This window comes from Pseudomonas fragi (genome assembly GCF_025426255.1).
Taxonomy (GTDB): domain Bacteria; phylum Pseudomonadota; class Gammaproteobacteria; order Pseudomonadales; family Pseudomonadaceae; genus Aquipseudomonas; species Aquipseudomonas kulmbachensis.
The window spans coordinates 1,339,055-1,362,293 of sequence record NZ_CP104861.1; the positions used below are offsets into that span (position 1 = coordinate 1,339,055).

The 23,239-nt window shown below is 58.7% G+C and carries 22 protein-coding genes; 20 read left to right on the top strand and 2 right to left on the bottom strand.

All coding sequences use genetic code 11. The features are described from left to right. The first annotated feature begins 3 nt into the window (after nucleotides 1-3). From tmk to N7D90_RS06360, 16 genes are all read left to right on the top strand, one after another. Nucleotides 4-636, top strand: coding sequence for a dTMP kinase (gene tmk, locus N7D90_RS06285; protein WP_261741355.1), 633 nt, complete (start codon nucleotides 4-6; stop codon nucleotides 634-636). Beyond that, nucleotides 629-1,615, top strand: a complete 987-nt coding sequence (locus tag N7D90_RS06290; RefSeq protein WP_261741356.1) for a DNA polymerase III subunit delta' — start codon at nucleotides 629-631, stop codon at nucleotides 1,613-1,615. Before tmk ends, N7D90_RS06290 begins: the two co-directional genes overlap by 8 nt. Before the next feature lie 32 nt (nucleotides 1,616-1,647). After that, the gene (locus tag N7D90_RS06295) at nucleotides 1,648-2,430 is read left to right on the top strand and encodes a TatD family hydrolase (protein ID WP_261741357.1); all 783 of its coding nucleotides are present in this window, start codon (nucleotides 1,648-1,650) and stop codon (nucleotides 2,428-2,430) included. A gap of 446 nt (nucleotides 2,431-2,876) precedes the next feature. Then, nucleotides 2,877-3,527, top strand: a complete 651-nt coding sequence (locus N7D90_RS06300) for a TetR/AcrR family transcriptional regulator (RefSeq protein ID WP_261741358.1) — start codon at nucleotides 2,877-2,879, stop codon at nucleotides 3,525-3,527. Between the two features lie 115 nt (nucleotides 3,528-3,642). Then, complete coding sequence (locus N7D90_RS06305; protein WP_261741359.1) at nucleotides 3,643-4,611, top strand: GTP 3',8-cyclase MoaA; 969 nt, start codon at nucleotides 3,643-3,645, stop codon at nucleotides 4,609-4,611. 179 nt (nucleotides 4,612-4,790) lie between these two features. Further along, nucleotides 4,791-5,396, top strand: a complete 606-nt coding sequence (locus N7D90_RS06310) for a DUF4823 domain-containing protein (RefSeq protein WP_261741360.1) — start codon at nucleotides 4,791-4,793, stop codon at nucleotides 5,394-5,396. A 15-nt stretch (nucleotides 5,397-5,411) separates the two neighbouring features. Continuing rightward, the gene (locus tag N7D90_RS06315) at nucleotides 5,412-5,975 is read left to right on the top strand and encodes a DUF1285 domain-containing protein (protein WP_261741361.1); all 564 of its coding nucleotides are present in this window, start codon (nucleotides 5,412-5,414) and stop codon (nucleotides 5,973-5,975) included. 270 nt (nucleotides 5,976-6,245) lie between these two features. Then, nucleotides 6,246-7,064 (top strand): SDR family oxidoreductase, encoded by an 819-nt coding sequence (locus N7D90_RS06320; protein ID WP_261741362.1) that lies wholly within the window; start codon nucleotides 6,246-6,248, stop codon nucleotides 7,062-7,064. A gap of 60 nt (nucleotides 7,065-7,124) precedes the next feature. After that, on the top strand, nucleotides 7,125-8,129 hold the full coding sequence (locus N7D90_RS06325; protein WP_261741363.1) for a substrate-binding domain-containing protein: 1,005 nt from the start codon (nucleotides 7,125-7,127) through the stop codon (nucleotides 8,127-8,129). 8 nt (nucleotides 8,130-8,137) lie between these two features. Continuing rightward, the gene (gene araG, locus N7D90_RS06330; protein ID WP_261741364.1) at nucleotides 8,138-9,640 is read left to right on the top strand and encodes an L-arabinose ABC transporter ATP-binding protein AraG; all 1,503 of its coding nucleotides are present in this window, start codon (nucleotides 8,138-8,140) and stop codon (nucleotides 9,638-9,640) included. Nucleotides 9,641-9,665: 25 nt separating this feature from the next. Next, nucleotides 9,666-10,634, top strand: a complete 969-nt coding sequence (gene araH / locus N7D90_RS06335; protein WP_261741365.1) for an L-arabinose ABC transporter permease AraH — start codon at nucleotides 9,666-9,668, stop codon at nucleotides 10,632-10,634. A gap of 203 nt (nucleotides 10,635-10,837) precedes the next feature. Beyond that, entirely contained in the window at nucleotides 10,838-11,827 is a 990-nt protein-coding gene (locus tag N7D90_RS06340) for a 2-dehydro-3-deoxygalactonokinase (protein ID WP_261741366.1), read from the top strand. Between the two features lies 1 nt (nucleotide 11,828). Next, nucleotides 11,829-12,458, top strand: coding sequence for a 2-dehydro-3-deoxy-6-phosphogalactonate aldolase (locus N7D90_RS06345; RefSeq protein ID WP_261741367.1), 630 nt, complete (start codon nucleotides 11,829-11,831; stop codon nucleotides 12,456-12,458). Nucleotides 12,459-12,498: 40 nt separating this feature from the next. After that, nucleotides 12,499-13,647 carry a galactonate dehydratase gene (dgoD, locus tag N7D90_RS06350; protein WP_261741368.1) on the top strand — a complete coding sequence of 383 codons (1,149 nt, stop codon included), beginning with the start codon at nucleotides 12,499-12,501 and terminating at the stop codon, nucleotides 13,645-13,647. 145 nt (nucleotides 13,648-13,792) lie between these two features. Continuing rightward, a complete protein-coding gene (locus N7D90_RS06355; protein WP_261741369.1) occupies nucleotides 13,793-15,103 on the top strand; it encodes an MFS transporter in 1,311 nt (436 codons plus the stop codon). 65 nt (nucleotides 15,104-15,168) lie between these two features. Beyond that, the gene (locus N7D90_RS06360) at nucleotides 15,169-15,954 is read left to right on the top strand and encodes an IclR family transcriptional regulator (protein WP_261741370.1); all 786 of its coding nucleotides are present in this window, start codon (nucleotides 15,169-15,171) and stop codon (nucleotides 15,952-15,954) included. A 58-nt stretch (nucleotides 15,955-16,012) separates the two neighbouring features. Here the strand turns inward: N7D90_RS06360 and N7D90_RS06365 are convergent, their stop codons facing one another. After that, nucleotides 16,013-17,077 carry an NAD(P)-dependent alcohol dehydrogenase gene (locus N7D90_RS06365; protein ID WP_261741371.1) on the bottom strand — a complete coding sequence of 355 codons (1,065 nt, stop codon included), beginning with the start codon at nucleotides 17,075-17,077 and terminating at the stop codon, nucleotides 16,013-16,015. A gap of 179 nt (nucleotides 17,078-17,256) precedes the next feature. Here N7D90_RS06365 and N7D90_RS06370 point away from each other — a divergent pair, with 179 nt between their 5' ends. Further along, nucleotides 17,257-18,150, top strand: coding sequence for an AraC family transcriptional regulator (locus N7D90_RS06370; RefSeq protein ID WP_261741372.1), 894 nt, complete (start codon nucleotides 17,257-17,259; stop codon nucleotides 18,148-18,150). 207 nt (nucleotides 18,151-18,357) lie between these two features. On the opposite strand, the gene N7D90_RS06375 is transcribed toward N7D90_RS06370, so the two are convergent. Then, nucleotides 18,358-20,022, bottom strand: a complete 1,665-nt coding sequence (locus N7D90_RS06375; RefSeq protein ID WP_261741373.1) for an electron transfer flavoprotein-ubiquinone oxidoreductase — start codon at nucleotides 20,020-20,022, stop codon at nucleotides 18,358-18,360. A gap of 560 nt (nucleotides 20,023-20,582) precedes the next feature. On the opposite strand from N7D90_RS06375, the gene N7D90_RS06380 reads away from it, so the two are divergent. The 3 genes from N7D90_RS06380 (at nucleotide 20,583) to N7D90_RS06390 (ending at nucleotide 23,238) form a co-directional block, all read left to right on the top strand. Continuing rightward, nucleotides 20,583-21,347, top strand: a complete 765-nt coding sequence (locus N7D90_RS06380; protein ID WP_261741374.1) for an electron transfer flavoprotein subunit beta/FixA family protein — start codon at nucleotides 20,583-20,585, stop codon at nucleotides 21,345-21,347. A gap of 2 nt (nucleotides 21,348-21,349) precedes the next feature. Then, nucleotides 21,350-22,279, top strand: coding sequence for an electron transfer flavoprotein subunit alpha/FixB family protein (locus tag N7D90_RS06385; RefSeq protein ID WP_261741375.1), 930 nt, complete (start codon nucleotides 21,350-21,352; stop codon nucleotides 22,277-22,279). A 140-nt stretch (nucleotides 22,280-22,419) separates the two neighbouring features. Continuing rightward, complete coding sequence (locus N7D90_RS06390) at nucleotides 22,420-23,238, top strand: substrate-binding periplasmic protein (protein WP_261741376.1); 819 nt, start codon at nucleotides 22,420-22,422, stop codon at nucleotides 23,236-23,238. Nucleotide 23,239: the final 1 nt, after the last annotated feature.

The window sequence follows — 23,239 nt, forward strand, 5'->3', positions numbered from 1 at the left end:
CCTGTGACTGGCTTGTTTATTACCCTGGAAGGCCCCGAAGGCGCGGGCAAAAGTACCAACCGTGAATACCTGGCAGAGCGTTTGCGCGCCGAAGGTATCGACGTGGTGCTGACCCGTGAGCCTGGCGGCACGCCGTTGGCAGAGCGTATCCGCGAACTGCTGCTGACGCCCAGTGATGACGCCATGTGCGCCGATACCGAGCTGTTGCTGGTATTCGCAGCCCGTGCCCAGCATCTGGCCGAAGTCATTCGTCCGGCTTTGCAGCGTGGGGCGGTGGTGCTGTGTGATCGCTTTACCGATGCCACGTACGCCTATCAGGGCGGCGGTCGGGGCTTGTCGCATGAACGCATCGCGACCCTTGAAACCTTTGTTCAAGGGTCGTTGCGCCCTGATCTGACCCTGGTGTTTGATCTGCCGATTGAGGTCGGTATGGCCCGGGCCAGTGCGCGTGGACGACTGGATCGCTTTGAGCAGGAAGGTCGCACGTTCTTCGATGCGGTGCGCAGCACCTATCTCGGCCGTGCCGCTGTAGAACCTGCACGCTATCGCCTGATTGATGCCGCGCAAACCCTGGCGCAGGTGCAGGGCCAGCTGGATGCCTTGTTGCCAGAACTGCTGGGCATGCACCGTGGCTGAGGCCTATCCGTGGCAAGACAGCCTGTGGCAGCACATGGCGGGGCGCGCGCAACATGCTCACGCCTATTTGCTGCACGGGCCTGCGGGCATTGGTAAGCGGGCGCTGGCCGAGCGGCTGATGGCCAGCCTGCTGTGTAAACAGCCCGTCGGGCTTGAAGCCTGTGGCGCGTGCAAGTCCTGTTCGTTGTTGGCGGCCGGGAGCCATCCCGACAACTACATTCTTGAGCCGGAAGAGGCGGACAAGGCGATCAAGGTCGATCAGGTGCGCGATCTGGTCAGCTTTGTGGTGCAGACCGCCCAATTGGGCGGGCGCAAGGTGGTGCTGGTCGAACCGGTGGAGTCGATGAACATCAACGCCGCCAACGCCTTGCTCAAAAGCCTTGAAGAGCCGTCGGGCAACACCATCTTGCTGTTGGTCAGCCACCAGTCCAGCCGATTGCTGCCGACCATTCGCAGCCGTTGCGTGCAGCAGGCTTGCCCGCTGCCGAGCCGGGAGTTGAGCCTCGAATGGCTGGCCAAGGCGCTGCCTGACAGCAGTGATGCCGAGCGGGTTGAGTTATTGACCCTTGCCGCCGGTTCGCCGCTGGCGGCGGTCAAGTTGCAGGCCCAGGGTGTTCGCGAGCAGCGTGCAGCGGTGGTGGACGGGGTTAAAAAGTTGCTCAAGCGCGAGCTGTCGGCCAGTCAATTGGCTGAAAGCTGGAAAGCTATCCCGCTGCTGTTGTTGTTTGACTGGTTTTGCGACTGGTCGAACCTGATCCTGCGTTATCAACTGACTCAGGACGAAAGCGGTCTGGGGCTTGAGGACATGCGCAAAGTGCTGCAATACCTGGCGCAGAAGACCCCGCAGGACAAGGTTCTGAGCATTCAGGACTGGATTCTTGCCCAGCGCCAAAAAGTGCTGAGCAAGGCCAACCTTAATCGTGATCTGTTGATCGAAGCGTTACTGGTGCAGTGGGCTGGCCTGCCCGGCCAGCGCTGATTTGACTGAATTGATAAACAGGTAATTTTTGTATGCTGGTTGACTCCCATTGCCATCTCGATCGTCTTGATCTGAGCGCCCATGACGGCTCGCTGGACGCCGCCCTTGAAGCTGCGCGCCAGCGTGGTGTCGGGCATTTCCTGTGTATCGGGGTAAGCGCCGACAACGCGGCCGATGTCAAAGCCCTGACCGATCGGTATGCCGATGTAGATTGTTCGGTGGGCGTCCACCCGCTGGATGTCCAGCCGGGTGCGGCGCCAGCGCTGGACTGGCTGCTGGGCGAGTTGAATCACCCACGGGTGGTGGCGATTGGTGAGACGGGACTGGACTACCACTACGAGCCCGAAGCTGGCGAGTTGCAGCAATTGTCGTTTCGGGTGCATCTGGAGGCGGCTCAACAGACCGGCAAGCCGGTAGTGATTCATACCCGTGGTGCTCGCGCCGATACACTGACCATGCTGCGTGAGGCGGCATTGCCCCAGGCCGGTGTGCTGCACTGCTTCACTGAAGACTGGGACATGGCCAAGGCCGCGCTGGACATGGGCTATTACATCTCGTTGTCGGGGATCGTAACCTTCCGCAACGCCGACGCCCTGCGCGATGTGGCCCGTCAGGTGCCCGCCGATCGCTTGCTGGTCGAGACCGATTCGCCTTACCTGGCCCCGATTCCGTATCGTGGCAAACCGAACCTGCCGCAGTACGTACGTGAAGTGGCCGAGTTTCTGGCTATGTTGCGCGGTGAGTCCTACGAACGTTTTGCCGAGCAGACTACAGAAAACTTCAAGCGCCTGTTTCCGCTGGCACGAGTCGGATAATTCTGTAGCCGCTGCCGCAGGCTGCGACAAGGGCCGCAGGACCTTCGCGAATGGCGGCCCCCTGCGGGCCCGATCGCAGCCGGCGGCAGCGGCTACATTTAAGGCATGCGGCATATTTTTAAAGCAAAAAAAACCCGGGCTCTGGGGAATCCGGGTTAAGACCATTAGGAGTAAAACAGTGGCACGCACTCCGTTGGTGCCAATATCGGCGAAACACTTTGGGGGGGATGTTGCGCCGACATGTTAAGTATTGGTCAGCTTTGTCGAACGTCCAGTCAGGATTGATCGTTTTTTAAACAGATTTGGAATACCCGAGCTTCGCTTGAGTGCTCACTTTCCCTTGGGTAAATCGTTTGAACGTATCGATATGCAGGATGATCCGTGCAATTTAGCGTGACTAATGCATAATACTCCGCTTCTATTTTGACCCAAACAGACCTTTTCTTATGCACAAAGAACCCCGTAAGGTCCGTGAGTTTCGTCGCCGCGAGCAGGAAATTCTCGATACCGCGCTCAAGCTGTTCCTCGACCTGGGTGAAGACAGTGTCACCGTCGAGATGATTGCTGATGCCGTAGGTATTGGCAAAGGCACGATCTACAAGCACTTCAAGTCCAAGGCCGAGATTTACCTGCGCCTGATGCTCGACTACGAGCGTGATTTGAATGAGCTGCTGCATTCTGCTGACGTGGATAAAGACAAAGAGGCGCTGTCGCGTGCCTACTTTGAATTTCGCATGCGTGACCCGCAGCGCTACCGGTTGTTTGATCGCCTTGAAGAAAAGGTCGTCAAGGGCAATCAGGTGCCTGAACTGGTCGAAGAACTGCACAAGATTCGCGCATCCAACTTTGAGCGCCTGACCCTGCTGATCAAGGGTCGTATCAGCGAAGGCAAGCTTGAAGACGTGCCGCCTTACTTCCATTACTGTGCGGCCTGGGCTCTGGTGCACGGCGCGGTGGCGCTGTATCACTCGCCGTTCTGGAGCAATGTGCTGGAAGATCAGGAAGGCTTTTTCCAGTTCCTGATGGATATCGGCGTGCGCATGGGCAACAAGCGCAAGCGTGACCCTGAGACCCCGGCTGTAGAGTCAGGGCAGTAAGCATTTCCTTCATGGCTTATGGCCTTGAAGCTTATACTCAGGCTTGGGTCTTGCTAAAACTTGATTTATGAGTCAGGTTTTGGCGCGCCCCATTTCCCCCGTGCCGGAGTCATCCATGATCGTTGATCGCCAAGGCAGACGTTTTCGCAATTTGCGTCTTAGTCTGACCTCTGCCTGCAACTACGCCTGCACCTACTGTGTGCCCAACGGCAAGCGGCTGGTTGCAGCGCAGGATGAGCTGTCGGCCGAAGCGATGGTGCGCGGGGTGGCCTATCTGATTGAGGCCGCAGGCATTGAACGCTTGCGTATCACCGGGGGTGAACCGCTGGTCAGCCCCAAGCTTGAAACCTTTATGCGCGAAGTCGGGCGGTTGGGTTTGAGCGATATCAGCCTGACGACCAATGGCCAATTACTTGCGCGCAAATTGCCGCTGCTGCTGGACGCGGGTATTCGTCGCATCAACGTCTCCCTCGATACGCTTGATGCTGACGCATTTCGCCGTATTGCTCGGGGTGGCGACCTGCCAACCGTGCTCGACGGCATGCAGCAGGCCGGTGACGCGGGGATCAAGATCAAGGTCAATATGGTTCCCTTGCGCGGACAGAACCTGGATCAGGTCATGCCGCTGCTGGAGTATTGCCTTGAGCGCGGCTATGAACTGCGCTTTATCGAACTGATGCGCATGGGGCATCTGGCCAGTGATGGCAATGCCTTCCTGCAACAGTTTGTCAGCCTGCAACAGCTGTTGGCGCTGATTGGCGAGCGCTACGAGTACTTGCAGGCCGATGCGCCAATTGATGCCACGGCGGTGCGCTACCAGATCCCAGGTCACGGTTATTTTGGGGTAATTGCCAACGAAAGCGTGCCCTTCTGCCGAACCTGCTCGCGTTTGCGCCTGTCTTCCACGGGATGGCTGCATGGTTGCCTGTCGTCGAGCAATCGCCACTATGTTGGCGACCTGCTGAACAAGCCGCGCCACCAGGCCCTGCCTGCGCTGCAAGGCTTGCTGATGAAAGCCCTGGGCGACAAGCAGGAAGTCGCTTTCTCTGGCGGCGCCACCGTGATGAAGATCATCGGCGGCTAAGGTACTCGCGGCGGCAGAGATACATCAAATGTGGGAGCGAGCCTGCTCGCGAAGATCATTCGCGAGCAGGCTCGCTCCCACAGGGGCTTGACCTATCTACTGTTCCGCTAAAACTGGCGCGCAATCTGCATCACGCGACTATTCGCCGGTTTTCTGTCACCGGCCATCGGGAGAGCGGGATGCGTGGTCTGATTATTTGGCTGGCTTTTTTGACACTGGGCGGCTGCATGACGGTCAGCGATCTGGGCGAAGGTGCGCGCTATCAGATGAGTGACGCGGGCCTGCTTGATCACAGCAACACTCGGCGCAGTAACTCGCTGCGCATCCAGCCGGATTCCTTTATCTACATCGCCCAAGGGGCATTTGCTCCGGTCGGTGATCCCAATGTGCGGCCCAATGTGGTGGCTGAAGAAGCCTATAACGGCTTTGTCGAATACTTCCCGATGGTGCGCCGTGCCAAGCAGCCGTTGGGGCTCGATCAAGCAATGACCGAGGCCCGCAGCTTTGGCGCACACTATTTGCTGTACACCCGCTTTGCCCGGGCGGACGACCGGATCGGCAACAGCGATGAATGGCTCGACCAGGAAGAAATCAGCCGTCTGGGAATCGACAGTGGGGTGATCCAGGTGATGCTGATCGAGACCAGTACCCAGTATCTGATCGACACTGCCACCATTCGCAGTCGCGGTGGTTTGCTGACGTTCCATGACAACAAGCCCGCCGACCTGATCGGCCCGCCGCTCGCCAAGTACGCCCGCAGCTTGATAGGCTTGAGCGATCAATAAGTCGAGGAGAGCACCATGAGTGAGCCGGTAGACGTCAGCAATTTGTTGGCGCAAATCCCCAGGGCCGACAAGGGCCTGCCACCCGTTCATTTGTGGGATACCGCGTTTTGCGGTGACATCGACATGCGCATCGCCCGCGATGGCACCTGGTACTACATGGGCACGCCGATTGGTCGCAAGCCCATGGTCAAACTGTTCTCGACCATCATTCGCCGCGACGGCGATGATTATTTCCTGATCACTCCGGTAGAGAAGGTCGGCATCAAAGTTGATGACGCACCCTTTGTCGCGGTTGCCCTGGATGTGGACGGTGAGGGTGAGCAACAAGTCCTGCGCTTTACCACTAATGTCGACGAGTCGATCAGTGCCGGCAGCGAGCACCCGCTGCGGATTGTCATCGACCCCGTTACTCAGGAACCCGCGCCCTACCTGCACGTGCGGCGCAATCTCGAAGCCCTGATCCATCGCAATGTGTTCTACCAACTGGTCGAGCTGGCGGTGGTGCGCGAAGTCGACGGGCAAAACTGGCTGGGTGTCTGGAGCGCAGGCGAGTTTTTCACCATCGGGCTTGAGCCCTGAACCAGTCGGTTGTACCCGGCTTGCAGTAAGATCCCTTAATATGGGATGTAAAATTATATATTGAGATTTAATTCTCCCTGGGTTTATAGTCGGCCTCAGCTCTACGCACTCACACTTAAAAAAACAAAACAGGTGAAGTGATGCCGAACTATCCCAGGGTGCTCCTGCGCGCAGGCGCGTCTGCACGTCCTACCCGATCCCCCATGTTTTTTAACCGGTCATCGACAGATGCCCGGTTTTCGTCGTGCCTGTTCCCAGGAGTCCTGATCAATGGCTGAAGCTCTATCCTTGCCGCCGGTTGCCGAGCCGCCCCGTGGCGAACGCCTGAAGAACAAAGTGGTCGTCTTGACTGGCGCCGCTCAGGGCATTGGCGAAGCCATAGTCGCCAGTTTTGTGTCGCAGCAGGCAAAACTGGTCATTAGTGATATTCAGACCGAGAAGGTGGAAAAGGTCGCTGCCCATTGGCGTGAACTAGGGGGGGACGTGCAGGCGATCCGCGCCGACGTGTCCTGTCAGGCAGACCTGCATGCGATGGTGGCGCTGGCGCTGGAACTGCATGGCCGGGTCGATGTGCTGGTCAACTGCGCCGGGGTCAACGTGTTCCGTGATCCGTTGCAGATGACTGAGGAAGACTGGCGTCGCTGTTTCGCCATCGACCTGGACGGTGCCTGGTATGGCTGCAAGGCGGTACTGCCACAGATGATCGAGCAGGGCGTGGGCAGCATCATCAACATCGCCTCCACCCATTCCAGCAACATCATTCCCGGCTGCTTTCCGTATCCGGTGGCCAAACACGGCCTGCTCGGCCTGACCCGTGCCTTGGGCATCGAGTACGCGCCCAAGGGCATCCGGGTCAACGCTATCGCGCCGGGCTATATCGAGACTCAACTCAACGTTGACTATTGGAACGGTTTCGCCGACCCGCACGCCGAGCGTCAGCGCGCCCTCGATCTGCACCCACCGCGCCGCATCGGCCAGCCGCTGGAAGTGGCAATGACCGCCGTGTTCCTGGCCAGCGATGAAGCGCCGTTTATCAACGCCTCGTGTATCACCATCGATGGTGGGCGTTCAGTGCTGTACCACGATTGAACCTGTGCCTGGACGAAGCAGGCTCTCAAACACTTCAAAAACAATAACAAGGGGTTTGCCATGAAATTGCGTCCCGTTATCCGTTCCCTGTGTTGTGCAGCATTGGCTGTCAGTGCCATCGGCCTGAGTAGTGCGCTGCTGGCCGCCGAGCAAGTCAAGATCGGCTTTTTGGTCAAGCAGGCTGAAGAGCCTTGGTTCCAGACCGAATGGGCGTTTGCTGAAAAAGCCGCCAAGGACAAAGGCTTCACCCTGATTAAAATTGCCGTACCGGATGGCGAGAAAACCCTGTCGGCCATCGACAGCTTGGCCGCCAACGGCGCGCAGGGTTTTGTGATCTGCCCGCCGGATGTGGGGCTCGGTCCTGCGATCATGGCCAAGGCCAAACTTAACGGCCTGAAAGTGATTGCCGTGGATGACCGCTTTGTCGATGCCAGCGGCAAGTTTATGGAGGATGTGCCGTACCTCGGCATGGCGGCGTTCGAAGTCGGCGAGAAACAGGGCAGTGCGATGGTCGCTGAAGCGAAAAAGCGCAACTGGGACTGGAAAGACACTTACGCCGTCATCAACACCTTTAACGAACTGGATACCGGCAAAAAGCGCACCGATGGCTCGGTCAAATCCTTGAAGGCCGCGGGCCTGCCAGACGATCACATTCTGTACTCCGCGCTTAAAACCCTCGATGTGCCTGGCAGCATGGACGCCACCAACTCGGCGCTGGTCAAACTGCCCGGCGCGGCGAAGAACCTGATTATCGGCGGGATGAACGACAGCACCGTGCTCGGTGGCGTGCGCGCCACGGAAAGTGCCGGTTTTGCGCCAGCGAATGTGATCGGTATTGGCATTAATGGCACTGACGCCATTGGCGAACTGAAAAAGGCCAACAGCGGCTTCTTCGGCTCAATGCTGCCCAGCCCGCATATCGAAGGCTACAAGACCGCGACCATGATGTTTGAGTGGATCACCGAGGGCAAAGAGCCGCCGCTGTACACCGCAATGGATGAGGTGACGCTGATCACCCGAGACAACTTCCAGGAAGAGCTGACCAAGATTGGTCTGTGGAATTGAACTCGTTAATGAGCAGTACCGCCAGCCTGCAGTTCAGCGGGATCGGCAAGCAGTTTCCCGGGGTGCAGGCGCTGGCCGATATCAGCTTCATAGCCCATCCGGGGCAGGTGCATGCGCTGATGGGCGAAAACGGCGCGGGTAAATCCACGCTGTTAAAGATACTCGGTGGGGCATATCAGCCTAGCAGCGGCCATTTGCAGATCGGTGAACAGTCGCTGACCTTCAAGTCCACGGCTGAAAGCATCGCCAGCGGGGTGGCGGTGATCCACCAGGAGCTGCATCTGGTGCCGGAAATGACCGTGGCCGAGAATCTGTTCCTGGGGCATTTACCTGCGCGTTTTGGCCTGATCAACCGCCGCGTACTGCGCCAGCAAGCGCTGGACTTGCTCAAGGGCCTGGCCGACGAAATCGACCCGCAGGAAAAGGTCGCGCGCTTGTCGCTGGGCCAGCGCCAATTGATCGAAATCGCCAAGGCGCTGTCCCGTGGCGCCCATGTAATTGCTTTCGATGAACCGACCAGCAGCCTCTCGGCGCGCGAGATCGATCGGCTGATGGCGATCATTACCCGTCTGCGCGACGAGGGCAAAGTGGTGCTCTACGTGTCCCATCGAATGGAAGAGGTGTTCCGTATTTGCGATGCGGTCACGGTGTTCAAGGACGGTCGTTACGTGCGCACTTTCGAGCAAATGAGTGACTTGAGCCACGACCAGTTGGTGACCTGCATGGTGGGGCGCGATATTCAGGATATTTATGACTACCGGCCGCGTGAGCACGGCGAGGTGGCGCTCAAGGTGCAGGGGCTGCTCGGCCCTGGGTTGCGCGAGCCAGTGAGTTTCGAGGTGCGCAAGGGCGAGATTCTGGGCCTGTTCGGGCTGGTGGGGGCGGGGCGTACCGAGTTGTTGCGCCTGCTCAGCGGGCTGACCCCTTGCCGCGCCGGAAGTCTTGAACTGCAAGGCCGCGAACTGAGGCTGCGCTCACCCCGCGATGCAATTGATGCGGGGGTACTGTTGTGCCCGGAAGACCGCAAAAAGGAGGGCATCATCCCGCTCGCCAGCGTCGCCGAGAACATCAATATCAGCGCCAGGGGCGCACACTCGAGTCTGGGTTGCCTGCTGCGCGGAGGGTGGGAGCGCAGCAATGCCGACAAGCAGATCAAGGCGCTGAAAGTCAAAACCCCAAGCGCAGCGCAGAAAATCATGTACCTGTCCGGCGGCAATCAACAGAAGGCCATTCTCGGCCGCTGGTTGTCGATGCCCATGAAAGTGCTGCTGCTCGACGAGCCGACGCGGGGCATCGATATCGGCGCCAAGGCCGAGATCTACCAAATCATCCATGCCCTGGCAGCCAGCGGTATTGCGGTGATCGTGGTGTCCAGCGACCTGATGGAAGTGATGGGCATCAGCGACCGCATTCTGGTGCTGTGTGAAGGTCGGGTATGCGGCGAACTGCCTCGCGACCAGGCTAATGAATCCAACTTGTTGCAAATGGCCTTGCCAGGCCGGCGCGGCTGAAGGCGTGATCCACTAAGAGGTTTTTATGACAATGCAAAATACGTCACTGCCCGCTGCGCGCAAACCCTTGGATCTGCGACGCTTTCTCGATGACTGGGTAATGTTGCTGGCGGCGCTGGCGATCTTCCTGCTGTGCACCTTGCTGATCGACAACTTCTTGTCGCCGTTGAACATGCGCGGCCTGGGGCTGGCGATTTCCACCACCGGGATTGCCGCCTGCACCATGCTCTATTGTCTGGCGTCGGGGCATTTCGACTTGTCAGTAGGCTCGGTAATCGCCTGTTCCGGGGTCGTGGCGGCGGTGGTCATGCGTGACACCGACAGCGTGTTTCTGGGCGTTAGTGCAGCGTTGGGCATGGGGCTGATTGTCGGCCTGGTCAACGGCATCGTGATCGCCAAATTGCGGGTCAATGCATTGATCACCACGCTGGCGACCATGCAAATCGTGCGTGGCCTGGCGTATATCTTCGCCAACGGCAAGGCGGTCGGGGTGTCCCAGGAGTCGTTCTTCGTCTTCGGCAACGGTCAGTTGTTTGGCGTGCCGGTGCCGATCCTGATCACCATTGTGTGCTTCCTGTTTTTTGGCTGGCTGCTGAACTACACCACCTATGGTCGCAACACCATGGCCATTGGCGGCAACCCGGAAGCGGCGTTGCTGGCGGGAGTCAATGTCGACCGAACCAAAATCATCATCTTCGCCGTACACGGGCTGATCGGTGCGCTGGCGGGGGTGATCCTTGCATCGCGCATGACCTCGGGCCAGCCGATGATTGGGCAGGGCTTCGAACTGACCGTGATCTCGGCCTGCGTATTGGGCGGAGTGTCGCTGAGCGGCGGGGTTGGGATGATCCGGCACGTGATTGCGGGGGTGTTGATCCTGGCCATTATCGAAAATGCGATGAACCTCAAGAACATCGACACCTTCTACCAGTACGTGATCCGCGGTTCGATCCTGCTGCTGGCGGTGGTGATCGACCGGTTGAAACAACGCTGATAGCTCAGGGGGCGGCGGCTTGCTCCCAATGCGGGCTACTCGGTGCATTTGCCTGATCGCGGTGATTCTATCGCGATCAGACAAAAGCTTAAATCCCTATATATGAGACTGCATTTTATATGTTGAGATTTATAGCGGCCTCGGTTTATAGTCTCTTGCACTGATTGACGGCATTCACTGCTAAAAACAAAACAGGTGAAGCGATGCAGGCGCAATTGATCGCGCTCGATTGGGGGACGACCTCCCTTCGTGCTTATTTGCTCGGCTGCGCCGGGCAAGTGCTGAAAACACGCTCGCTGGCCAGCGGGATCATGCAGTTGCCGAACGCGGCACGGTTGGTCGCAGGTCACTGGTGCACTGATGGCTTTGAGCTTGCATTCGATGACGCATGCGGTGACTGGCTGGATGCCAACCCCGGTATCCCGGTGATTGCCTGCGGCATGGTTGGCAGCGCCCAGGGCTGGCGTGAAGTGGCGTACCGCGAAACACCGGCCAGCCTCAATGCCTTGAGCACTGCCCTGCAGACGGTACGCAGCGTACGCGGGGTTGAGGTGCATATCGTGCCGGGGGTGATCCAGCACTCGGTCCTGCCCAACGTGATGCGCGGCGAAGAAACCCAGGTACTGGGCGTCCTGCAAACGCTGCCCCATCTCAACGATTACCTGATCGGCCTGCCGGGTAGCCATTCCAAATGGGTGCAAGTACAAGACGGCTGCCTGGTGCATTTCGATACTTTCATGACGGGCGAGTTGTATGCCGCCGTCTGCGCCCACACGATCCTGGGTCGCACCCAGCAGCACAGCGCGCAGTTTGATCTGGCCGCGTTCGAGCGCGGCGTGCAGGTGGCGTTGTCGCCCGCAGGCCAGCTCGGCCCGCTGTCGACTCTGTTCAGTGCACGCACTCTGGGCCTGACCGGGCAACTGAGCGCCACGCAGCAGCCTGATTATGTCTCCGGCCTGCTGATCGGCCATGAACTGGCGGCGCTGAGCACTGTGCTGCGTCAACACCTGGGTGAGCAGCCGTTACCCACCATCATTCTGATCGGCAATTCCCAATTGTGTGAACGCTATCAACGGGCGCTTGGCGCCTGCGGGTTTGCCGATGTGAGCCTGGCAGAACAGGCCACCGAACAGGGTTTATGGCATTTGGCCCAAGCGGCCGGATTGCTCCAACACACTCATCTGGAGGCCTGAGATGCTCAAGCAAGCACTGGCACAAAACGGATTGATTGCCATCCTTCGCGGTCTGCGTCCTCAAGAGGCGCAAGCTATCGGAAAAGTGCTGTATGACGAGGGGTTTCGTACCCTTGAAGTGCCGCTCAATTCTCCCGAGCCCTACGAGAGCATCCGTATTTTGCGCAGCACCTTGCCCGCCGACTGCCTGGTCGGCGCGGGGACGGTGCTGACGCCGGAGCAGGTCGCGCAAGTCAAGGCCGCAGGCGGGCAGGTGATTGTCATGCCCCACAGCGATCCGAAAGTGCTGCGTGCGGCCAAGGCGGCTGGTCTGTACTTGTCGCCGGGTGTCGCCACGCCTACCGAAGCCTTTGCTGCGCTGGCCGAAGGTGCCGACGTGCTGAAGATGTTTCCGGCCGAGCAAATGGGCCCGGCCGTGGTCAAGGCCTGGCTGGCGGTATTGCCTGCCGGGACGTTGCTGATCCCGGTCGGCGGGATTACCCCGGACAACATGCAGGTGTTTGTGGATGCCGGCGTCTCCGGTTTCGGCCTGGGCTCGGGTCTGTTCAAGCCAGGGATGAGCCCGGACCAAGTGGCGGTTTGCGCCAAGGCCTATGTACACGCCTGGAATACCCGGCGTCAGGCCAACTGACTGGCGCTGCGGCGCTCAATAGAACAAGAGAGATAACACGATGAAAATCACCAAACTGACAACCTATCTGGTTCCGCCGCGCTGGTTGTTCCTGAAGATCGAAACCGATGAAGGCGTGACTGGCTGGGGCGAGCCCGTGGTCGAAGGCCGTGCCCATACCGTGGCAACTGCGGTAGATGAGCTGTCGGATTATCTGATCGGAAAAGACCCGCGCAATATCGAAGACATCTGGACCGTGCTCTATCGCGGCGGTTTTTACCGTGGTGGGGCGGTGCACATGAGCGCCCTGGCCGGTATCGATCAGGCGCTGTGGGACATCAAGGGCAAGGCGCTGGGAGTGTCGGTCAGTGACCTGTTGGGTGGACAGGTGCGCGACAAGATCCGCGTGTATTCGTGGATCGGTGGCGACCGCCCGGCCGACACCGCCAAAGCGGCCATGGAGGCTGTCAGTCGGGGCTTTACCGCGGTCAAAATGAACGGCACTGAAGAGCTGCAATTTGTCGACAGCTTCGAAAAAGTCGACCTGGCACTGGCCAACGTTGCTGCCGTGCGTGATGCTGTCGGGCCTAATGTCGGGATCGGCGTGGACTTTCATGGTCGCGTGCACAAGCCAATGGCCAAGGTGCTGATGAAGGAGCTGGACCCGTACAAGCTGATGTTTATCGAAGAGCCGGTGCTCAGCGAAAACTATGAAGCACTCAAGGAACTGGCGCCGTTGACCAGTACCCCGATTGCCCTGGGTGAGCGGCTGTTTTCGCGCTGGGACTTCAAGCGTGTGCTCAGCGAAGGTTATGTCGACATCATCCAGCCGGATGCATCCCATGCGGGCGGCATCACCGAAACCCGCAAAATTGCCAACATGGCCGAGGCCTATGACGTGGCGCTGGCCTTGCACTGCCCGCTGGGGCCGATTGCGCTGGCGGCGTGCCTGCAACTGGATGCGGTTTGCTACAACGCGTTTATCCAGGAGCAAAGCCTGGGTATCCATTACAACGAAAGCAACGACCTGCTCGATTACGTCAAGGATCCAGCTGTATTCGACTACGACAAGGGTTTCGTCAAAATCCCCAATGGCCCAGGCCTGGGCATTGAGATCAACGAAGAATATGTGCGCGAGCGAGCGCTGGTAGGCCACCGCTGGCGCAACCCGATCTGGCGCCATGCCGATGGCAGCTTTGCCGAGTGGTAATGCCACTCATGTAGCCGCTGCCGCAAGCTGCGAAAAGGGTCGAAGGCCCTTCAAAACAGGGTTGCTTCGCAACCCACCGCAGCCTTCGGCAGCGGCTACAGGTGTCAGTCAACGACCTCAATAACCATAAAAAAGAGGCATGCCCATGTCATCTTCAAGCACTGTCGCGCCTGCGATTTTAGTGGCGCCTAGCCGTAAGCGTTTTTTCATCATGGTGCTGTTGTTTATCACCGTGGTGATCAACTATCTGGACCGTAGCAACCTGTCGATTGCCGCCCCCGCACTGACCAGCGATCTGGGGATCGATCCGATTCATGTCGGCCTGATTTTCTCGGCATTCGGCTGGACCTACGCCGCCATGCAGATACCCGGTGGTTGGCTGGTGGACCGCGTGCCGCCGCGCATTCTCTACAGCGTTGCCCTGCTGCTGTGGTCGGTGGCCACGGTGATGCTCGGCTTTGCGGCGAGCTTTATCGCCCTGTTCGTGTTGCGTATGGCGGTGGGCGCGCTGGAAGCCCCGGCGTACCCGATCAACAGCCGCGTGGTGACCACCTGGTTTCCTGAACGCGAACGCGCCACCGCTATTGGCTTTTACACCTCCGGACAGTTTGTCGGGCTGGCGTTTCTGACCCCGGTCCTGGCCTGGCTGCAGCATCAGTGGGGCTGGCACATGGTGTTTGTCAGCACCGGTGTGGTGGGGATTCTCTGGGCCGGGATCTGGTACGCGGTGTACCGAGAGCCCCGTGACTTCAAGGGCGTCAACCAGGCTGAAATCGACCTGATCGCCGAGGGCGGCGGGCTGGTGGATATCCAGAGCCAAACCGCCGAGCGCAAGGCACCGTTCAGTTGGCTGGACCTGGGCATTGTGCTGAGCAAGCGCAAGCTGTGGGGTATCTATCTGGGGCAGTTCTGCCTGAACTCGACGCTGTGGTTCTTCTTGACCTGGTTTCCGACCTACCTGGTTAAATACCGTGGAATGGACTTTATCAAGTCCGGCTTGCTGGCTTCGCTGCCGTTTTTGGCCGCGTTTGTGGGGGTGCTATGTTCGGGGTTCTTCTCCGACTGGTTGATCCGTCGCGGGTACTCGGTGGGCTTTGCCCGCAAGCTGCCGATCATTTCCGGGCTACTGATTTCGACCTCGATCATTGGCGCCAACTTTGTCGATTCAACGCCGCTGGTTATTGCGTTCCTGGCCTTGGCGTTTTTCGGTAACGGGCTGGCCTCGATCACTTGGTCGCTGGTCTCGACCCTGGCTCCAGCACGGCTGCTGGGGCTGACCGGCGGGGTGTTCAACTTTATCGGCAACCTGTCAGCGATCACCACGCCAATCGTGATCGGCTTTCTGGCCAGCGGCGACTCGTTTGCTCCGGCAATTACCTATATTTCGGTGCTGGCGTTGCTGGGGGCTCTGTCTTACATCTTGCTGGTGGGCAAGGTTGAACGGATCGAACTGTAGAAGTCAGCCCGCCGGGCGACCATAATGCTGCCCGGTTCTCCCCCCTCTCAATGGAAAGGCTGGCTATGCAGGACGACTCCACAAAAATCGCACCCACCGGTACTCAAACCTTGCTCCGCGGGCTGGCGGTGGTGCAGGCCGTGGCCAATGGCGCGCGCGACCTCAAGGACATCGCTCGGGTGATCGGGACCACGCGCAGCACTACGCATCGTCTGGCCAGTTGCCTGGTGGATGAACGTTACCTGCGGGTGTTGCCAAAAGTGGGGTATCTGCTGGGGCCCAAACTGATCGAGCTGGGTTTTCAGGCCCGTGAAGAGTTGCCGCTGGTGACGCTGGCGGGGCCATATCTGGACGAGTTGTCGGTGTTGACCGGCGACACCATTCATTTGGCGGTGCGTGAGGATGATGAAGTGCTGTACCTGCACAAGAACCCGGGGCGCAATGGCCCGGAAATGCGTTCGCGGGTAGGGCATCGCATGCCGTTGGCGCGAACCGGGATCGGCAAGGCGATGTTGCTGGATTCACCTCTGGACGAGTGGCGACGGTTGTATGAAGCCGGGCAACTGGCAGGCGGTAAAAATCCGCTGTGGCCAGATCATCAGGAGCCTTCGTGGGAGCAGTTCGAGGAGCGCATGCGCAGCTATGTAGCGGGCGGCTATGCGTTTGACCTGGAAGACAACGAACCGTCGATCCGTTGTGTGGCGGCGCCGATCCGTGATGCCAGCCGCAACATCGTGGCTGCGATCAGTATCGCCAGCACCGTGCCTTACATGTCACTGGAGAAGATGACCGGGTTGATCCCGGTCATTACCCATGCAGCGCAGCAGATATCGGCGGAGTTGGGCGGGTAAAGCGCACTGCACACGACGGTGGGAGCGAGCCTGCTCGCTCCCACAAACGCTGATACGCTTAGGCCTTCAGCGTTTTCATGTCGATCACGAAGCGGTACTTCACGTCGCCTTTAACTACGCGTTCAAAGGCTTCGTTGATGTTTTTGATGTCGAGCATTTCGATGTCACAGGTAATCCCGTGTTCAGCACTGAAATCCAGCATTTCCTGGGTTTCAGCGATGCCGCCGATCAGCGAACCGGCCAGTACGCGGCGCTTGAACACCAGGTTAAAGGCGTTCAGTGCTGGCTCAACCGGCTCGATCAAACCCACCAGAATATGCACGCCGTCAAACGCCAGGGTTTCGAGGTACGGGTTCAGGTCGTGCGGCACCGGAATGGTATCCAGCAGGAAGTTGAAGCTACCGGCCGCGGCTTTCATCTGCTCCGGGTCGGTGGACACGATCACGTGGTCGGCACCTTGACGGTAGGCTTCTTCGGCCTTGGCTTGGGAGCGGGTGAACAGGGTCACTTCAGCGCCCATGGCCTTGGCGAACTTGATGCCCATGTGGCCCAGGCCGCCCATGCCCAGAATCCCGACCTTGTCGCCCGGCTCTACGCCGTAGTGTTGCAGCGGCGAAAAGGTGGTGATACCGGCACACAGCAGCGGTGCGGCGCTGGCCGGGTCGAGGTTTTTCGGGATGCTCAGTACGAAGTGCTCGCTGACTACCATGTTGCTTGAGTAGCCACCCATGGTCAGCGTGCCGTCAATGCGGTCCGGGCTGGCGTAGGTCTGGGTCATGCCTTCCAGGCAGTATTGCTCCAGGTCTTCCTTGCAAGCCGAGCAGGTGCGGCACGAATCGACCATGCAGCCTACACCGACCAGGTCGCCGACCTTGTGCTTGGTGACGTTGCTGCCGATCGCGGTTACTTTGCCGACGATTTCATGGCCCGGCATCAGCGGGTAAGTCGCGAAGCCCCAGTCATTGCGAGCCTGGTGAATGTCGGAGTGACAAACGCCGCAGTACAGCACTTCGATGGATACGTCATCCGGGCGCGGGGCGCGGCGGTTGAACTGCATCGGGGCCAGAGGGGCCTTGGCATTCTGAGCGGCATAACCGATAGCGTTATAAGTGACAGTGGACATGAGAACCTCGCGAAACGTTAACTGTGAAGAGGAGGCGATTTTGCGCCTTGATGCTTTGCAGGACTATGACGATTCCTCCGCAAGTCATGCCTAATACTCCGGCGTCGCGTGCGAACTGTCGCTTTATTGACCAATTCTGCGAAGATGCGGCTGTCTAATCCTCTTGTGAAACTTTATCCATGTTTTTGACTCGTCACCGAGATGAGAATGCCGCGCTGGTGTCTTTGATCGAACCATTGGCGACACAAACCGGTTTTGTGTCGACTCTGCTGCCTGAAGTTCGGGTGGTTTCTGCATGCCGGGTGGTGGCCCGTATGCCGCAGATCTATGAGCCTAGCCTAATGGTGATTGCCCAAGGCAGTAAGTTGGCCTATCTGGGGCAGCGCACTCTGGAGTACGGCGCCGGGCATTATCTGGTGCAGGCACTTTCGGTGCCTTTCGAGTGTGAAACCTTTGCCAGCGAAGAGATGCCATTGCTGGGAGTTGCGATCAGTATCGATCGCGCCGTACTGGGGGAGTTGGTGCTGGCTATGGGCCTGGCTCCTGACCGCAGTGCAGTGGCGCAGACGCCGGAGTCGATGACCTCGGCGGTTTTGGATGACGCCATGCGCGAGGCGGTCGAGCGTCTGCTGCGCTGCCTGCATGATCCGCTGGAGTGCCGGATCATGGGGCAGGCGCGGTTGCGTGAGGTGCTGTTCGCGGCATTGCGCGGTCCGCAGGCAGGTGTGTTACGCGCGTTGGTCGAGCAGCAAGGGCAGTTTGCGCGGGTGGCGGCGTCGTTGAGTTATTTGCACGAGCATTTTGCGCAGCCGCTGAATGTCGAGACGCTGGCCCGTTGCGCAAATATGAGCGCATCCACCTTTCATGAGCATTTCAAGCGCAGCACTTTGCTGTCGCCGGTGCAGTACCTCAAGCGCCTGCGCCTGTTGCGGGCACAGCAGTTGCTGTTGAGTGAAGGGCTGGGTGTAGCGCAAGTGGCGGAGCGCGTGGGCTATCAAAGCACTTCGCAGTTCAGTCGCGAGTACAAGCGCTACTTTGAGCGCAGCCCTGGGCATGAAGGGGTGGGGTGCTAACAGGCTGGCGATCACTTGTAGCAGCTCCCGAAGGAACGAGGCTGCGTTCGGCGGCGGAGCCGTCGTGAGATCAGAGTCTGCGGTGTATCAGTTAAGGCGTAGACTCAGGCTTTACGATCGCTTCGCAATCGAACGCAGCCTCGTTCCTTCGGCAGCTGCTACAGGATTGGGTGGTAATAAAAAGGCTCCCGAAGGAGCCTTTATGAGTTACATGTTCGGGTAAGTCGGGCCGCCGCCACCTTCCGGGGTAACCCAGGTGATGTTCTGCGATGGATCCTTGATGTCGCAGGTTTTGCAGTGAACACAGTTCTGCGAGTTGATCTGGAAGCGCTTCTCGCCACTTTCCTGGGTGATCACTTCGTACACGCCAGCCGGGCAGTAACGCTGTGCAGGCTCATCGTACAGCGGCAAGTTGACGCTGATTGGAATGCTCGCATCACGCAGCTTGAGGTGGCACGGCTGCTCTTCTTCATGGTTGGTGCTGGAGATGAACACCGAGCTGAGCTTGTCGAAGCTGAGCTTGCCGTCGGGTTTCGGGTAGTCGATCTTCTTGCAGTCCTTGGCCAGCTTCATGCACGCATAATCTGGCTTGGTGTCGTGCAGAGTGAACGGCAGTTTGCCGCCGAAGATGTTCTGGTCGAGCCAGTTGAAACCACCGCCCACAATGGGGCCGAACTTGTGTAGCGCCGGGCCGAAGTTACGGCTGGCGAACAATTCGTCGAACAGCCAGCTGGCTTTGAAGGCTTCAACGTAGGTGTTGAGTGCATCGCCGCCTTCGGAGTCCGCCAGCAGCGAGTCGGCCACGGCCTCTGCTGCAAGCATGCCGGACTTCATTGCAGTGTGGCTGCCCTTGATCTTGGAGAAGTTCAGGGTGCCCAGATCGCAACCGATCAGTGCGCCACCGTTGAAGACCATTTTCGGCAGTGAATTGAGGCCGCCTTTGCAAATGGCGCGGGCGCCGTAGCTGATGCGCTTGCCGCCTTCCAGGTATTGCTTGAGCACCGGGTGATGCTTGAGGCGCTGGAACTCGTCGAACGGCGACAGGAAGGTGTTGCTGTAGGACAGATCAACGATCAGGCCGACAACGACCTGGTTGTTTTCCAGGTGATACAGGAAAGAGCCGCCGGTGTTTTCGCTGCTGATGATATCCAGCGGCCAACCAGCCGTGTGAACGACCAGACCTGGCTGATGTTTGGCCGGATCGATTTCCCAAATCTCTTTCAGGCCGATGCCGTAGTGCTGGGCATCAGCTTCGCTGTCGAGCTTGAAGCGTTCGATCAGTTGCTTGCCAAGGTGGCCACGGCAGCCTTCGGCGAACAGGGTGTATTTGCCACGCAGTTCCATGCCGGGGGTGTACAGGCCTTCTTTCGGGTTGCCTTCGCGGTCAACGCCCAGATCACCGGTGATGATCCCGCGGACCACGTTGTTTTCGTCGAACAGGACTTCTTGAGCGGCAAACCCCGGGTAGATTTCTACGCCCAGGTTTTCGGCCTGTTGCGCCAACCAGCGGCACAGATTGCCCAAGGAGATGATGTAGTTGCCTTCGTTGTGCATGGTTTTAGGCACAAACAGGTCAGGCACCTTGGTCGCGGTGCTGTCGCTGCGCAGTACATAGATATCGTCGCGGGTCACTGGAGTGTTGAGCGGTGCGCCCAGTTCTTTCCAGTCCGGGAACAATTCGTTCAAGGCGCGAGGTTCGAAAACAGCACCAGATAGAATGTGAGCACCGACTTCGGAGCCTTTTTCAACCACGCAGACGCTGATTTCTTTACCGGCTTCGGCGGCCTTCTGCTTTAAGCGGCAGGCGGCGGACAAACCGGCAGGGCCGGCGCCGACGATGACCACGTCGAATTCCATGTATTCGCGTTCCACAGGCTATCTCCTACTCAAGGCTCAACGGTATTTTTCTAATTGGAGGTTTGGCGCTTCATCCATTATTCCCTCGACCCTGAGGTTGAAGATGCAATGGATGACGCACCGCTCTCTCTGATGGGCGGGCATTATATCTACACCACTAGCAGCGTCCAATACAAACGTTTGTTTGAATCCGCTGCAAGCCAGATAAATCAAAGACACGCGGCTCAAAACTGGCCCATTTGCTGTATTGACCGCAAAAGGCGTTCCGGTCAAGATACGGGCGGTTTTGCGCTCGCCGTAGGCTGATTGTTGGTTTCAAGAGCACCTCTAAAGACAGGGCATAGGCACAAGCCTGTAGGAGCCTGCCATTTTTTGAGCGGAGTTTACACGTCCTTTTGGTGTATGACTTGTTAGTCACACCTGATAGGCGGTCGCAAGAGAAGGACTTGGCACTCGTCATTCTTTATATAAGAAGGGCATTGCAACGATCTTTGGAGGTGCCCTTGTGCTGATGAGCATCAACCGCCAGGTTCGCCTAGGCGACTTTCTTTTCACCGGAGAGTAACGAGGAATCCATGAAGGTTCTTGTAGCTGTCAAACGAGTGGTCGATTACAACGTTAAAGTACGCGTCAAAGCGGACAACTCCGGCGTTGACCTCGCCAACGTCAAGATGTCGATGAACCCCTTCTGCGAAATCGCTGTGGAAGAAGCCGTACGCCTGAAAGAGCTTTCTATAAAAGAAGGGGGTGTTGCGACTGAAATCGTCGTCGTCTCCATCGGCCCGACCACTGCTCAGGAACAGCTGCGTACCGCGCTGGCACTGGGTGCAGATCGCGCCATTCTCGTCGAGTCCGCCGAAGACCTGACCTCGCTCGCCGTGGCCAAGCTGCTCAAGGCAGTGGTCGACAAGGAGCAGCCTCAGCTGATGATCCTGGGCAAACAGGCCATCGACAGCGACAACAACCAGACCGGCCAGATGCTGGCTGCGCTGACCGGTTACGGTCAGGGCACTTTCGCCTCCAAAGTTGAAGTGGCGGGCGACAAGGTTGTCGTGACCCGTGAAGTTGACGGTGGCGCGCAAACTGTTTCGCTGAGCTTGCCAGCGATCATCACCACGGATCTGCGTTTGAACGAGCCGCGTTATGCGTCCCTGCCAAACATCATGAAAGCCAAGAAGAAGCCGCTTGAAGTGCTGACGCCAGAAGCGTTGGGCGTTTCCACTGCGTCGACCAACAAAACCTTGAAAGTCGAAGCGCCTGCTGCACGCAGCGCGGGCATCAAGGTCAAGTCGGTGGCTGAACTGGTCGAGAAACTGAAAACCGAAGCGAAGGTAATCTAATCATGACTATCTTGGTAATCGCAGAACACGACGGCAAAACGCTGGCTCCGGCCACGCTGAACACCGTAGCCGCTGCCGCTAAAATCGGTGGCGATATCAACGTTCTGGTCGCAGGCCAGGGCATTGGTGCTGTAGCTGAAGCTGCTGCTAACATTGCTGGCGTGGCTAAAATCCTGGTGGCTGACAACGCGGCTTACGCGCATCAGTTGCCTGAGAACGTTGCCCCGCTGGTAGCTGAGCTTGCTGCTGGCTACAGCCATATCCTGGCTGCTGCCACCTCCAACGGCAAAAACATCCTGCCGCGCGTTGCTGCGCAGTTGGACGTTGACCAGATCTCCGAGATCATCTCGGTCATCAGCGCTGACACCTTCACCCGTCCGATCTACGCCGGTAACGCCATTGCCACCGTGCAGTCCACTGCACCGGTCAAAGTGATTACCGTGCGTGCCACCGGTTTCGATCCGGTTGCCGCACAAGGTGGTTCGGCAGCGGTTGAAGCACTTGCAGCGGTTCACGATGCAGGCACTTCGTCGTTTGTCAGCGAAGAGCTGGCCAAGTCGGACCGTCCTGAGCTGACCGCAGCCAAAATCGTCGTCTCCGGCGGTCGCGGGATGCAGAATGGTGACAACTTCAAGTACCTGTATTCACTGGCCGACAAGCTGGGCGCAGGTGTCGGGGCTTCTCGTGCTGCAGTGGACGCAGGCTTTGTACCCAACGACATGCAGGTCGGACAGACCGGCAAAATCGTTGCGCCTCAACTGTACATCGCCGTTGGTATTTCCGGCGCGATCCAGCATCTGGCTGGTATGAAAGACTCCAAAGTGATCGTTGCGATCAACAAGGACGAAGAAGCACCGATCTTCCAGGTGGCCGATTACGGTCTGGTAGCGGACTTGTTCGAAGCAGTACCTGAGCTGGAGAAGCTGGTTTAATCCAGCTGCTTCACTTATAAAGAGCCCGGTTATCGGGGCTGTGGGGCAGGGCAGAACACTCAGTGTTTTGCCCCGTTCTTCACGGCCTGGGTGACCGGGTTTTTTTATGCGTGTCAATTGCGTGGATGGAGCGAAGGGGTATGGATATGCGTCAGTTGAGCAGGCTGCTAGTGGGATTGGCATTTTTGCCACTGCTGTCTGAGGCGGCGGGCAAGTGCGAGCGCCTGATCGTCACTGGCAGCCCTGATGCACCGCCTTATCTGTGGCGCGACCCGGCCGACCCGGCGCACTTGATCGGCGCCAGTGCCGATCTGATACAACTGGCAGGCCAGGAGTTGGGGATCAAGGTTGAAGTGCTCTATGGCGGCAAACGCGCCCAGGCCCAGGACGAAGTACGTACCGGGCGTATGGACATGCTGCTGGATGCGCCGCTGACGGTCAGCGGGCTGTCATCGTTCGACTACATTCACCCCCCGCTGGTGCGTAACGATTATTTGGTGTGGACCCGCAAGGACTCGCCCCTGGCCTACGAAACCCCGGCTGACCTGCATGGCCATGCAGGCGCCGTTTCGGAAAAATCCCGTTTAAGCGACACCTTCAACGAGTTTGCCCAGCACCAACTAACCCTGGAGCGCCTGCCAGGCCTGACCCAGGCGTTTCAGCAGTTGTTGCTCGGCAATGCCGAGTACGTACTGGCAGGCCGCTATGCCGGTATGGCTACTGCGCAAACCTTGGGCATCGCCGATGACCTGGTAGCGCACCCGCAGCCCATTGATCAACCGGGGCTGTTTTTGGCGATTTCCCATGACTCGGCCTGCAATGAGCCCTGGTTGCGCGGACAGCTCGCCAAAAAGATGACAGAATTGCCCGCGTCCGGCCTGACCGAGGCGGCAGTGCAACGCAATCTAGAGCGGTGGAAAGCCCAGTTGCTACAACCGCTCAGCGCCCCAAAACAGTAGG

Excerpts from the sequence above, each read along its gene's own strand:
- N7D90_RS06295 (WP_261741357.1), top strand. The coding sequence starts at position 1,648 with ATGCTGGTTGACTCCCATTGCCATCTCGATCGTCTTGATCTGAGCGCC.
- N7D90_RS06300 (WP_261741358.1), top strand. The coding sequence starts at position 2,877 with ATGCACAAAGAACCCCGTAAGGTCCGTGAGTTTCGTCGCCGCGAGCAG.
- N7D90_RS06305 (WP_261741359.1), top strand. The coding sequence starts at position 3,643 with ATGATCGTTGATCGCCAAGGCAGACGTTTTCGCAATTTGCGTCTTAGT.
- N7D90_RS06310 (WP_261741360.1), top strand. The coding sequence starts at position 4,791 with ATGCGTGGTCTGATTATTTGGCTGGCTTTTTTGACACTGGGCGGCTGC.
- N7D90_RS06315 (WP_261741361.1), top strand. The coding sequence starts at position 5,412 with ATGAGTGAGCCGGTAGACGTCAGCAATTTGTTGGCGCAAATCCCCAGG.
- N7D90_RS06320 (WP_261741362.1), top strand. The coding sequence starts at position 6,246 with ATGGCTGAAGCTCTATCCTTGCCGCCGGTTGCCGAGCCGCCCCGTGGC.
- N7D90_RS06325 (WP_261741363.1), top strand. The coding sequence starts at position 7,125 with ATGAAATTGCGTCCCGTTATCCGTTCCCTGTGTTGTGCAGCATTGGCT.
- araG (WP_261741364.1), top strand. The coding sequence starts at position 8,138 with ATGAGCAGTACCGCCAGCCTGCAGTTCAGCGGGATCGGCAAGCAGTTT.
- araH (WP_261741365.1), top strand. The coding sequence starts at position 9,666 with ATGACAATGCAAAATACGTCACTGCCCGCTGCGCGCAAACCCTTGGAT.
- N7D90_RS06340 (WP_261741366.1), top strand. The coding sequence starts at position 10,838 with ATGCAGGCGCAATTGATCGCGCTCGATTGGGGGACGACCTCCCTTCGT.
- N7D90_RS06345 (WP_261741367.1), top strand. The coding sequence starts at position 11,829 with ATGCTCAAGCAAGCACTGGCACAAAACGGATTGATTGCCATCCTTCGC.
- dgoD (WP_261741368.1), top strand. The coding sequence starts at position 12,499 with ATGAAAATCACCAAACTGACAACCTATCTGGTTCCGCCGCGCTGGTTG.
- N7D90_RS06355 (WP_261741369.1), top strand. The coding sequence starts at position 13,793 with ATGTCATCTTCAAGCACTGTCGCGCCTGCGATTTTAGTGGCGCCTAGC.
- N7D90_RS06360 (WP_261741370.1), top strand. The coding sequence starts at position 15,169 with ATGCAGGACGACTCCACAAAAATCGCACCCACCGGTACTCAAACCTTG.
- N7D90_RS06365 (WP_261741371.1), bottom strand. The coding sequence starts at position 17,077 with ATGTCCACTGTCACTTATAACGCTATCGGTTATGCCGCTCAGAATGCC.
- N7D90_RS06370 (WP_261741372.1), top strand. The coding sequence starts at position 17,257 with ATGTTTTTGACTCGTCACCGAGATGAGAATGCCGCGCTGGTGTCTTTG.
- N7D90_RS06380 (WP_261741374.1), top strand. The coding sequence starts at position 20,583 with ATGAAGGTTCTTGTAGCTGTCAAACGAGTGGTCGATTACAACGTTAAA.
- N7D90_RS06385 (WP_261741375.1), top strand. The coding sequence starts at position 21,350 with ATGACTATCTTGGTAATCGCAGAACACGACGGCAAAACGCTGGCTCCG.
- N7D90_RS06390 (WP_261741376.1), top strand. The coding sequence starts at position 22,420 with ATGGATATGCGTCAGTTGAGCAGGCTGCTAGTGGGATTGGCATTTTTG.